We start from the raw sequence: 12,013 nt of genomic DNA, 5'->3' as shown, positions 1-12,013 counted from the left end.
GGAACGGTACGTTGTGTGTAAAAAGTTTCAGAAGGGCAGGACGGTGTTCCTCCTTTCTGGAATTTTGCATCGCATAGAAGGTGAGGTCTCAAGTGGGATATAGAAGAAAACATATAATTCATATAACAACATATTAATAAACCAATCTGAGCTCGTTACCATATTTTTAAAGTGGGGATATCTATGAAAAAACGTATGTTCATCTTATTGCTGCTCGTCTTGTCAGCTAGTTCTTTATCAGCGTCCTTTGTTCAAGCAGAGGAGGCGCAGCAGCAGGTTAGCAAAGCAAGTGTGAAATTAACACTGAATCAAGCCCAGCAATGGGCACGATCTAATAGCTTTAACTTGAAGGAAGCCCAGCAAACGATAGATCGTAACCGAATTATGCTGAAAAATGCAGGCAAGAATCTGGATTTCATTCCGGCAGGTCAAGGCAACAGTGAAGAAGATGCGGCTAGTAGTTCAGCATGGAAGGGGTATGCCTCATCGACGGTTTCTTATTTGGAATCCAAAAAGCAAATCGAACTTGCCCAAGATCAGACAGACTACGCTGCCATGAAAAACTATTATGACGTACTTCTGGCTGATAACAAAGTCAAGAGTAGTGAGGATGCACTTTCGCTCGCGCAATTGGAGGAAAAAGCTGCTGAAGCAAAGGCCAATCGTGGAAAAATTTCTCCAGGTGATCGAAGTACGATTATTCAGACTCGTATAGAGGCTCAAAAGAATGTAGACATTGCAAAAGCTGCGCTGCAAAAAGCGCTAGATTCGCTTAATACACAAATGAGGCAGTCCCAAGGAACATTATATGAACTGGTGGACCGACCCGTTTACCGGAAGATGGATAACACGAATCTGGATACGCTGGTGACGCGTGCTATCTCGGCGAGTCCTTCAGTATGGAGACAGGAAGAGGCAGTCAAGCTGGCCAAAATGGAAATTAAATATTACACGTGGAACTCGGGAACGGATGACTATGAAATTAAGCAGATTGATGTAGATTCAGCAGAAGGTGGACTGGAAAATACCAAGGATCAACTAGCAGAATCACTGAGGAGTATGTACTTTAACTTACAGCAAAATGAAGAACAATACGAGCAAATGCGAAGTAATCTACAGAACCTTAATAAAGTGTTGGACATTTCTCGCAAAAGAAAGGAACGTGGATTTGCTACGGGCACGGAGGTCGCTACAAATCAGTTGAAAGTAAAGCAAATTGAACGGAATATGGATGAACTCGTTGTTCAAATGACGCTGCTGCAACATGCTTTAAACAAGCCGTGGAGTGTATAGGATTTAGAAAAAATATAATTTAAGGGGATATAACATTGTCGGAAACAGAAAAGAAAGATAAAGATTCATTACAAGTATTAAGAAAAAAAAGAAGAGTGAAAAGGAGCATAGGTATTCTGGTCTTGCTCATTATAGCGGGAATTGGCGGCACGCTCTACATGAAAAGGGATCAGGGAAAGCCTGTAGAGGCTCCGGCGAATCAGGTGGTACAGGTACAGAAAGCTAACATAACCGAGTCGCTTGCCGTGACCGGAACCGTTCAGGCTTCCAAGGAAGTAAATATTAATTTTACAAATGTCGAGGGTGCCAAGCTCATCGCTGTCAATGTCAAAGCAGGGGATAGCGTTAAAGCAGGTCAGGTTCTAGCACGATTAGATGATTCGGACGCCAGGCTGCAAATTAAGGATGCCGAATCCAATGTCGCGATTGCAAGAGCCAAGCTGGAAGAAGCCAAGCGCGGACCCAAAACGAATGATATCGAGCTCCAGAAAGCCAATGTCTTAAAGGCGCAGATGGCGATTAAAACAGCCAAAAACGATATGGAGTTAGAGGAAGCCACGGCACAAAAGGAGGCAGCCAAGGTGACTTTGGATAAAGCCCAAAAGGATTATGATGACCAGGCTTATCTGGTCCAGAATGATGCGGCTGCAGAAAGTGACCTGGCGACAGCCAAACAAAATCTGGATAAGGCAAAACTGGATATGAGCAATGCGGAGCTGCAGTACAAGAAGGCACAGACCAAGCAAACTGAGGCGATCGAAGAGGCGGAAATGGGCTATAAAACAGCTTTAATACAATTAAAGGCTGCACAGTCCCCGCCTGAAGCTTCCAACATCCAATCTGCACAAGCTTCTTTATTGCAGGCTGAGACGGCACTAGAGCAGAAGAAAAGTGTTTTGAGTAAATTACAGGTTACGGCGCCGTGGGACGGGATCATTTTGAAGGTCAACGGCGATGTGGGCACTAGTCCTACTGCACCTTTTATTGTCATGAATAACTCCAACACAGGGGTTATGAAGGTTCTTGCCAAGGTTAACGAAAGTGATATTGCTAAATTGAAGACTGGACTTCAGGCGACAATGCACTCGAATTCATTCCCAGACAAACAATTTAAAGGCGAAGTACGCTTTGTTTCACCAGAGCCGGTGACGGAAGCCAATGTGACTACATACAAAATTGAATTGTCTTTGGATAGCCAAAACATAAGGCTGCAACCGGGGATGAATATGGATGTATCCCTACTGTTAGCTGAACACAAAAATGCGCTGTCTGTGCCGTTGTTTGCCTTGAGGTCTGAAGGCGGTGTGGATGGAGTATATGTGGCGAAGAACGCGGCGAATCCGGCGGATTATGAGTTTAGACCGGTGAAACTGGGCGTGTATACAGCGGATCAGGCCGAAATCAAGTCCGGTGTCAAACAAGGTGAAACCATTGTGATTCCCCCTCAGAACAGCAGTGCTGACCCGAATGGCAGTGGAGGGGGGCAGGCACAATGAGCGAAACTCAATCCAATAAAACCGTGATTGAAATTAAAGAATTGAAAAAAAGATATGAGGTAGGCGGTCAGGAGATTCAGGCTCTGCGCAGTGTGAACTTATCTATTAACGAAGGTGAGTTTTTGGCTATCATGGGACCCTCTGGCTCAGGCAAGTCTACCATGATGAATGTCATTGGTTGCCTGGATCATCCAGATACAGGTAAATACTACCTGGATGGATATTCCATATTAGATGCTCGTGAAAATGAACTTTCGGAGATTAGAAATGAGAAGCTAGGTTTTGTATTTCAGAAATTTTATCTGCTGCCTCGTACTACAGCTTTAGCAAATGTGGAGCTGCCTATGATGTATGCAGGTGTACCTGCCAAGGAGCGTCGGGAAAGAGCAATAGAGGCGCTTCGGATGGTGGGTCTTGCAGAACGGATGTATAACAAGCCTAATGAGCTTTCTGGCGGTCAGCAGCAGCGGGTTTCCATCGCCCGAGCCTTGGTGAATCATCCGGTCATTCTGCTGGCGGATGAGCCTACAGGCGCACTGGACACGAAGACAAGCATCGAGATTATGGAGCTGTTTCAAGGCTTGAATGAGCAGGGAAAAACCATTGTCCTGGTTACTCATGAACTTGAAATAGCGGAATATGCCAAACGATTGATCAGCTTTCGGGATGGTAACATTGAGCGAGATGAGCCGATTAAGAATAGACGAATTTCATCAAGGGTGGTAAGTCTATGAATTTGATGGAAACGATCCGTGTATCGATGAATAGCTTAACTACCAACAAGATGCGCTCCTTTTTAACGATACTCGGTATTATTATCGGGGTGGCGGCGGTGATTGCCATTATGGCCATCGGGAATGGCTCAAAGGCCAGTATTAAGGAGGAAATCAATAAGTTAGGGAATAACGTGCTTATGGTTGCTCCCGTCATGCCAATGACTGAGGAAGAAATAAATCAGGACACCTTGCCCTCATTTACGTGGACAGATGTCGAGGCATTGGAACAAAAGAGTTCGATTGCAGCAATGATGCCCCGTATTTCAAGCAGTTCAAAAGCTGCATGGGGGCGATATAACTATAATGCAACCATTGTAGGGACATCTGCTTCATTTTATAAGGCCAAAAAGTTTTCCTTTGCCGAGGGCAGAACATTTACCAACGATGAGATGGATAAGCGTAGGAATGTTGCCATTCTGGAAAGCCAAGCGGTTGTACGTCTTTTTGGTGGAGATACCAAAGGCGTATTGGGACGAACGATTCAAATCAAGCAGATCCCTTTCAAAGTGATCGGAGTATTGAATCCTCAGCCTGTTTCGAATTTTAGCTACAGTACAAATGATCAAATTTATATCCCGGCTACAACCATGATAAACCGTCTAGGGGAGAAAAACATTACTGGTCTAGAGGTATCCGTCAAGTCACCGGGCTTGATGAACCAGGCTCAATCAGACATATTGGAAAGCTTGCGTGTGACGCATCAGCTAAAACCTTCGGAACCGGATCAATTTCAAGTGATGAGTCTGTCCGAAGCAGCAGGTGCAGCATCCGGTGTAGATAATATTATGACCAGCTTGCTCGGAGGTGTAGCGGCGATCTCGCTCGTGGTTGGGGGAATTGGAATTATGAATATTATGATGGTATCGGTTATAGAGCGCACGAAAGAAATCGGCATTCGAAAAGCCATCGGTGCCAAGCCGAAAGATATTATGGTTCAATTCCTGTCCGAAGCTGTCATTTTTGGTCTGCTGGGGGGAATGCTCGGGGTTATTATAGGCATAGGCGCCTCCAAAATTATCGAAGCAACGACACACATGACCATTGAATTTACAATCTCGCCGATCCTATACTCGTTTCTTAGCTCCGCAGGCACAGGCATTCTATTTGGGGTATACCCAGCTTATAAAGCAGCAAGATTAAAGCCAATAGATGCATTGAGATACGAATAATTAAATGGGCAGATGGTCGCAATACAAAACGTGAACTGCTTCAAGATTTTGGAGGAACAACGACAAACAAAATAACAAATCCAAAGGGAACGAATCTTCTCTACAAAATGTTTCGGGTGCTGAAGATGCAGCATTTGTTGAAAAGTACTTAAACCAGCAAATGCAAGGGCAGCGACCTGAGGGGATCGACGGTGAAAAAGTAGTCTATTTATCTTTTGATGATGGTCCTTCGGTTACCGTAACGCCTAAAATATTAGATATTCTTAAAAAAGAAAATGTGAAAGCAACGTTTTTTGTAGTAGGAAAAGCAGTAGAGGAAAATGAAGTGACTAAAAAAATAACAAAAAGATTGATTAGGGAAGGACATGCGATCGGAAATCATACCTACTCCCATGACTACGGTTATTTTAAAGCAAGTATTGGGGCAGGACTTTTCGACAAGGGTGATTCGATTTCCGGGCGGTCATATGACATGGCAGAGAAACGATCCCAATGGTATGGAAGTGCTGGACAAAGCTTTACGTAATAAAGATTATCATCAGATTGACTGGAATGTGTTGCCTAAAGATGCAGAAGGTGCACCTAAAAATGCTGAACAATTAATTAGCGAATTCATGAGGAATATGGGGAATAGAGAAAAAGCAGTGGTGCTCATGCATGACACTTATGGGAAGGAAGAAACAGCCAAAGCCTTGCCTAAAATCATAAGCTATTTAAAAAAACAGGGATATGAATTTAAGACGATCAAGTAACGTACCAATCCCAATTAAAACAGAGGGGATAAGCAATAATATGGATATTAAAGATGTAGAGGATCTATATGTGTCTTGCAAATCAGATCTTTTTGGCTATCTATTGAGGATATTGCATAACAAACAGGATGCCGAAGATTTGCTGCATGAGTGCTTTGTTCGGTTTATAAGAGCTTCGCCTGATTTGCCCGAAGACCGTATTCGATTTTATCTTATGAGAATTGCCAAAAATTTAGCTATAGATTTAATGAGAAAACGGAAGAAAATGGATGGATATCTTATGCGTAAAGAGCAGGTCTACTCTCACTGGGATACCCTCGATTTTGAAATTCAGGAGGAGGTTAACCGAATTCTTTTGCTGGCAAGTAACACGGAACAAAGAACGGTACTTAAATTGCGTGTAGTCCAAGGATACTCCATAAAAGAAACGGCTAAAATTTTAAACAAGAGTGAAAATGCAGTGAAGTCTTCGCTTCACAGAGCTTCCCAACGCATTAAATTGAGATATATTTCCTGAACATTAGTTGTATCCAAAGCTTCCTCTCCTAACGATTGCAAAGGCAGAAACGGCGACCGTTTATCCGTCCGCCGCTTCTGCCTTTTTCTATTATAGGATCACGGGATTTGCTGTGGCTTCACTTGCTTGCTTTTCCAATTGCGCTTGCGCTTCGTGTTCCTTCTTCAGGGCCTGCTTGTCCAGCGTTCTAAAGAACGGGTAGTAGATCAACATACTGATCGGGATAAGTACCAGTTGTGCGGCGGCTAGTTTCCAACTGCCCTCGATGAAGCCCAGAGCAAAGATAGGGGTGCCGAAAGGCGGGTAAATCCCGATGGGTGCCGGCAACAAGCCGATGTTGGTGGCAATATAGCCGAGCACCGCACAAATGATGGGAGCGACGATAAACGGAATGGCCAGCAACGGATTCAATACCATTGGAATTCCGAAGATCAACGGCTCGTGAATTGAGAAAAAGGTACCCGGTAGACCAAGCTTGCCGATCGTGCGAAGCTGTTTGCTTTTGGCCAGGAAAACCAATAGCAGGGCAAATCCAAGCATCGGCGCGTAGTTGCAGAAGATGGACCAGAAGGCCAGCCCGATAATGTTGGGAAGTGGAGAGCCTGCCTGGAAAGCGTCAAGGTTGGCTAGATCCAGACTCATCCAGATAGGTTTGACGATAGCGAGTATAACAATTGCCCCATGAATTCCGAACATCCACAGAGCCTGCATAATGATCAGAGCGATAATCAAAGCCCCGAGTGATCCGCCCAACCCTTCCAGTGGTATTTGGAGATAAGTATAGATAAAATCGTGAACTGTGCCAAATGGAGTCTGCATAAACAACCCGGCAACGACAACAAACACAAGGGCTACCAAGATGGCCGGGATCAAGCCTGAGAAGGTTTTGACAACGGTAGGCGGGACCCCGTCGGGCATTTTAATCGTCCAATTACGGTCAACAATCCAAATATACAACCGTGCGGCAATCAAGCCGACGATCATGGCAACGAACAATCCCTGCGCACCGAGCCATTGAAGTGGCAGGGCACGGACTTTATCAAAGGTCTGGATCGGTGTAACGATCAGAAAAGAGAGAAGGGCGGTTGCCGCCGGAACAAGGGGGTCCTTGTCAAAAGCTTGTGCCAGTCTGTAGGCTATAAAAAATACCGCATACAGAGCAATGATGCCGGTGGTCATCGTTGATGCCAACCCGATTATGGCCTTCACGGGCGCGATCAGATTCTGGTAAGGCTCCCAAGCAAGTGCAGAGAAGAGGGTTGCAAATGCCCCGATAATCAGAAAAGGAAGGGTGGACATCAGCCCGTTGGAAATTGCGCTCATGTAACGGTTTTGCTGAATTGTACCCGCCACTTTTTGAAGCTTATAAGAGAATTTTTGTTGGTTAGCCATATTTGTTCAACTCCTACGATAGACTTTCATCCGCCTATATAATAACTAAGACAACGCTTTCATTTGATAAAGCACCATGCAGAATCATCCTTATATCGTTGCCCGATTTAACCAACCTCCTTGTTCAGGGGGAATGAGCATCTGACTCTGAGTCTTACAGCTTAAGCGCGTCTCCTAGCACTTTTTCGCCGTTCATCATACCGTAGTCTACTATATTGATAACACTTACCTTAATGCCCTTAGGTTCATATTTTGCCTTGAAATCATCCTGCAGGTAGCCGACCTGTGGTCCAATCAGCAGTACATCCGTTTTGTCAGCATATTCTTTAAAGGAACCTTCGGAAGTAGCCCTGATTTCCACCTCAAGGCTTTGTGCTTGTGCGGCCTTTTGCATTTTCTGTACCAACATACTTGTAGACATTCCTGCAGCACATACCAGTGTAATTTGTTTCATCGGTTGTTCCCTCCCATGGAAGTATGATTTGAGATTTCTTCATAGCGACTCAGTCTGTTGTAAAGCTCAATCATATGTCCCGCCAGATCTTTAGTGGTGATGGCTGACATAAGATGATCTTGAGCATGTACCATAAGCAGTGTGACTTCGTGGACGATTCCGCCAGCTTCTTGTTGAATCAGCCTTGTTTGTGATTTATGTGCTTTAACCAACTCGGCTTTACTTTCTTCAAGCCGTTCTGCCGCCAACTGGGTGTTACCTTTTTGTGCAAGAGAGATCGCTTCCATCGCTTTACTCTTGGCAACACCTGAATTGGTGATAATACCCATGATGATTTCTTGATACTCCTCCATCTCGTTCACCTCATGCTTTTTTCTCTTTAACTTATAGATCTAGTGTATAGGTTTGCTGCCGAGATCTAAACGCAAGTCTTTTCCGCCAGTAGTGGAAATTCATTCATTGCTACTATTCTTCCATTTCAAAAAGTTCCGAGGCAGCACCTGTTCTGTGACTATCAGCCGGATGTACTGCGGAGCTTGGTTCAATACAGCTTATATTTGACGATAATCCTGGAAAATTCCTCGTACGTTTCGCATCTTAGCATTTGCTGGACGATATCTGAATTGTCGACAAGTTCCATGAGATGGTTATACATTTTAGCTGGTGGCTCTTTACCGTTTCTTTCAATGCTGAGGAGACAGATGAACTGCACTGGTTTGTCGCCCCACTCGATGGGTTGTTGAAGGGTGCAGATCGCCCATATGGTTTGATTGCTTTGCGGAATGATAGGGTGAGGAATGGCTACCAAATTTCCATAAGCCGTGGGTGCCGCCTGTTCTCGCTCTAGGACAAGTCCAATAAAACCTTCGGCAGAGCGGATCAGCCCTTCAGCATATATTTTTTGACCCAGAAATGAGATGACTTCTTCCCTGGTGGTCAAATTTTGTCTCAGAAATACGAGTTCCTCCCGAATGTAGTGAAAATTAAACTCGGCGTCACCAGCCAGCAAGCTTTCAATTCTGCCCATATCGCTGCCGCCAAGAAGTGTCTGCACAACCACGACCGGAACCGATAATGGGAGCTGAATGGGAATGGTGCTCACTACGAAATCAATGTCATGCAGGGGAACCTGCTGAAGCTTGTAATATTCTGTAGTAGCCGCCACTTCAAGCGAGTTGCCAAAAGTGCTTTGCAGCTTGTATTTGAGCAGCCGGGCGCTTCCGACTCCTGAAGTGCAGACGACCAGACAGCGTTTTGGCCGGGTGTTCATACGCTGTCTTTCGATGGCTGCTCCGATGTGAATGGCCAGATAGCCCATCTCCGCTTCCGGGATCGCAATATTCAGCTTGCTCTCGATCAGCTTGGCACCCATGACTCCCGCTTGAAAAGCCAGAGGATAGTTGCCTTTGACATGATCCAGCATGGGGTTTCGGATATTCATCCCGTACTTTACCCGGTTCAGAGCCGGCTTTAGATGAAGGCAGATGCCTATGAGCAGTTCTGTATCACGGCTGATGTTCAGATTCAAATCCCTGTCGATCTCGGCGAGCATTTCCTTGCCCAGTTCATAGATATTCCAGTCTAGCAGCTTCTCGGGTCCCATGTCCTCTATTGGGTGTCCTTCAATCCCGACAAACCATTTGTTTCCGGCAAGATGCATGGCAATGTAGGCAATTTCATTTTCGGGAAAAGATAACTGCAATTCCTTTTCGATCAGCTCGACAATATGCTCGGCAGCTCGAAATTCATCGGTGCCCCGTAGATCTCCTATTTCCGCCGAGAGCATAGCTACCTGGTTACCATCACGAATGCGCTTGCAAGCGATCGCAATATGAATAGATAAATTGCTGAAGGCGATATCGGAGAGTGTCACTTCATATTTCTGAGTCTGTTCCAGAATGATTCCGCAAATCAGCGTCATTTCGCGCGGGGTGACGATGGGCAGCGCTGCATGAAGTGTTCCGCTTTGTTCTTGGGAACGGCTTACAATAAACTCGGACAAGCAAAACCGAAGCTGAACTTCATCCCCCTTCAGCTTGACCCCGTAATTTGGCCGTTTATCAATGGTGATTCCGTAGCTTTGCAGGGTTTGCTTAACCTCTTTGAAATCATTCTGCACCGTAGACTTGCTTATATATAGCTCATCTGCGAGGTGTTCCAGCTTCACATAATGATCAGCGAGCAGGAGACGCTTGATTAAATACAATTGCCGGTAGCCAGGAGAACCCGGATCATCGGGCTCGCTGGACAGGAACAATTGCTGCAGCAGCGCATGAAAGCTACGGCTATCTGTAATCTTCAGTTCATATCCCCTTGAACGAACAGGTTCAATGGCTGCCCCATGCTTGGATAAAAATTTATCCAGCTCCCGGATATCGCTGCGGATGGTGCGTGAAGTAACCTGAATCAATTTGGCGAGATAATCACTTTTGACAGGAGCATCGGCAGCCAGCATGTGCTGAAGAATTGAAACCATGCGTGCATTCATTCAAGGTTTCCCCCTTTCTGTAAAGCGAAATACATGCAGTGTACATAAAAAAACCTCCGATTATCCAAGTGTAACACCTGTGAAATAACCGGAAGCTCGTAGTAAGCTCAAAAGTAATGAGGAAGATTAAATCAATAATGAGCGGAAGAGGAAGGGGTAGACGGTTGTTCTGAACGTATTACCATCTGCACAGCATTCTGCCAACCTGTATAAAGCCGCTGGCGGCTGACTTCATCCATACTAGGAGTGTAGTGCTCATACAGATTCTGATCAGAGGTATTTCCCGTGACGATGCCTTTAGGGTCTGACCAGTATCCGACACCGAGACCGCCCAGATACACAGAGCCCATTGCAGACAGCTCGGCACAGGTAGAGCGGGTAACATGGGTACCCAGAATATCTGCCTGAAACTGCATGAGCCAGCTGTTAGATGAGGCTCCGCCATCTGTACGTAAACTAGTAAGGGGTACACCGGATTGTTCACGTATAAATTCTACCGCATCTCTCACTTGATACCCGATACTCTCCAGTGCTGCGCGTACAATATGTGCTTTGCCGTTTCCACGGGTCATCCCCACAATTGCAGCACGTACAGAGGGATTCCAGTAGGGAGCACCCAAACCGACAAAAGCAGGGACCAAATATACGCCCTCATTGTCCTGCAATTCAGTGATCATGGATTGCATCTCCTCAAATGACGAGAATAATCCCAAATTGTCCCTTGTCCATTTTATACTGTCTCCGGTCGTACGTATAACAGCTTCCAATGCGTAAGTAACCTTTCCTGAAGCCCCCCAGGCAATCGTTGTAACCAACCCTTCACCACCCTGCACGGGTTGCGAACCAATATTCATAAGCACAGATGTTCCAGTCCCATATGTGGCTTTGGCGTCACCAGTCTCGAAGCAACGATGTCCGTATAGTGCACCCTGTGAATCTCCGATTATCCCTGATATCGCTACTTGCTCGTCCCATAATTCCGCTTCCTGTGTATAGCCATACAAGGCATCGGATGCTTTTACCTCAGGGAGCAGGGAGGAAGGAACACCAAATATATTGCACAAATCCATATCCCAAGCCAGCGTGTGGATGTTAAACAGGGAAGTACGGCTGGCGTTACTGTAATCGGTTGCATGTATTTGACCGCCCGTAAGTTTCCATAGCAGCCAGCTGTCAATGGTCCCCGCAAGCAGTTTACCTTCAGCAAGTAATTGGGGCGCATGGGGCACATGTTCCAAAATCCAATTGAACTTGGCGGCAGAGAAATAAGGATCGAGCATTAGACCTGTCTTGGAGCGTATAACCTCTTCATAGCCAGTATTCTTCAACCGTGCGCAGACCTCTGCCGTTCGCTGGCACTGCCATACAATGGCGTTATAGATAGGCAAGCCAGTAGAACGGTCCCAGATTAGAGCCGTTTCTCGCTGATTCGTAATCGTTACTGCGGCCAGTGAGGAAGGAGAAAGCCCGGCTTTCTCCAGTACGCCTTTGGCAGCAATAAGCACATTGTGATATATCTCAAGCGGGTCATGTTCAACCCAGCCTGGCTGTGGGTAATATGGTTTGTGCTCCAAAGAATAACGGGCAATCACTTCGCCCCGCTGATTGACCAGCAGTGTTTTGGTTCCGGAAGTGCTTTGATCGATCGCCAGAATATAGGTCTCGATATTCATTAC

10 protein-coding genes and 1 pseudogene are annotated in these 12,013 nt (G+C 45.7%); 6 read left to right on the top strand and 5 right to left on the bottom strand.

Translation table 11 applies throughout. The annotated features are described in order from the left end of the window. The first annotated feature begins 183 nt into the window (after positions 1–183). From ACQQ6X_RS20445 to ACQQ6X_RS20420, 6 genes and pseudogenes are all read left to right on the top strand, one after another. On the top strand, positions 184–1,293 hold the full coding sequence (locus ACQQ6X_RS20445; protein WP_305166813.1) for a TolC family protein: 1,110 nt from the start codon (positions 184–186) through the stop codon (positions 1,291–1,293). A gap of 35 nt (positions 1,294–1,328) precedes the next feature. Continuing rightward, a complete protein-coding gene (locus ACQQ6X_RS20440) occupies positions 1,329–2,789 on the top strand; it encodes an efflux RND transporter periplasmic adaptor subunit (RefSeq protein ID WP_305166812.1) in 1,461 nt (486 codons plus the stop codon). Then, the gene (locus ACQQ6X_RS20435) at positions 2,786–3,523 is read left to right on the top strand and encodes an ABC transporter ATP-binding protein (RefSeq protein ID WP_305166811.1); all 738 of its coding nucleotides are present in this window, start codon (positions 2,786–2,788) and stop codon (positions 3,521–3,523) included. Before ACQQ6X_RS20440 ends, ACQQ6X_RS20435 begins: the two co-directional genes overlap by 4 nt. Then, positions 3,520–4,734 carry an ABC transporter permease gene (locus ACQQ6X_RS20430; protein ID WP_305166810.1) on the top strand — a complete coding sequence of 405 codons (1,215 nt, stop codon included), beginning with the start codon at positions 3,520–3,522 and terminating at the stop codon, positions 4,732–4,734. The genes ACQQ6X_RS20435 and ACQQ6X_RS20430 overlap by 4 nt, the downstream gene beginning before the upstream one ends. 64 nt (positions 4,735–4,798) lie before the next feature. After that, positions 4,799–5,486 (top strand): annotated as a pseudogene (locus tag ACQQ6X_RS20425) (polysaccharide deacetylase family protein); the annotation flags it as partial. A 40-nt stretch (positions 5,487–5,526) separates the two neighbouring features. Continuing rightward, entirely contained in the window at positions 5,527–6,003 is a 477-nt protein-coding gene (locus tag ACQQ6X_RS20420) for an RNA polymerase sigma factor (protein WP_305166807.1), read from the top strand. Between the two features lie 90 nt (positions 6,004–6,093). Here the strand turns inward: ACQQ6X_RS20420 and ACQQ6X_RS20415 are convergent, their stop codons facing one another. The 5 genes from ACQQ6X_RS20415 to glpK form a co-directional block, all read right to left on the bottom strand. Continuing rightward, on the bottom strand, positions 6,094–7,395 hold the full coding sequence (locus ACQQ6X_RS20415; protein WP_305166806.1) for a PTS sugar transporter subunit IIC: 1,302 nt from the start codon (positions 7,393–7,395) through the stop codon (positions 6,094–6,096). 154 nt (positions 7,396–7,549) lie between these two features. Beyond that, positions 7,550–7,849: a PTS sugar transporter subunit IIB gene (locus ACQQ6X_RS20410; RefSeq protein ID WP_305166805.1), complete on the bottom strand. Its 300-nt coding sequence runs from the start codon at positions 7,847–7,849 to the stop codon at positions 7,550–7,552. Beyond that, positions 7,846–8,202, bottom strand: a complete 357-nt coding sequence (locus ACQQ6X_RS20405) for a PTS lactose/cellobiose transporter subunit IIA (protein ID WP_149034255.1) — start codon at positions 8,200–8,202, stop codon at positions 7,846–7,848. Before ACQQ6X_RS20405 ends, ACQQ6X_RS20410 begins: the two co-directional genes overlap by 4 nt. Positions 8,203–8,390: 188 nt before the next feature. Next, the gene (locus tag ACQQ6X_RS20400) at positions 8,391–10,337 is read right to left on the bottom strand and encodes a BglG family transcription antiterminator (protein ID WP_305166804.1); all 1,947 of its coding nucleotides are present in this window, start codon (positions 10,335–10,337) and stop codon (positions 8,391–8,393) included. Positions 10,338–10,468: 131 nt separating this feature from the next. Continuing rightward, the gene (gene glpK, locus ACQQ6X_RS20395) at positions 10,469–12,010 is read right to left on the bottom strand and encodes a glycerol kinase GlpK (protein WP_305166803.1); all 1,542 of its coding nucleotides are present in this window, start codon (positions 12,008–12,010) and stop codon (positions 10,469–10,471) included. Positions 12,011–12,013: the final 3 nt, after the last annotated feature.

The sequence above is a fragment of the Paenibacillus ottowii genome, assembly GCF_050516475.1.
Taxonomy (GTDB): Bacteria; Bacillota; Bacilli; order Paenibacillales; family Paenibacillaceae; genus Paenibacillus; species Paenibacillus ottowii.
The sequence above is the reverse complement of the archived record's forward strand: the minus strand, read 5'-3'. Positions and strand labels throughout refer to the sequence as shown.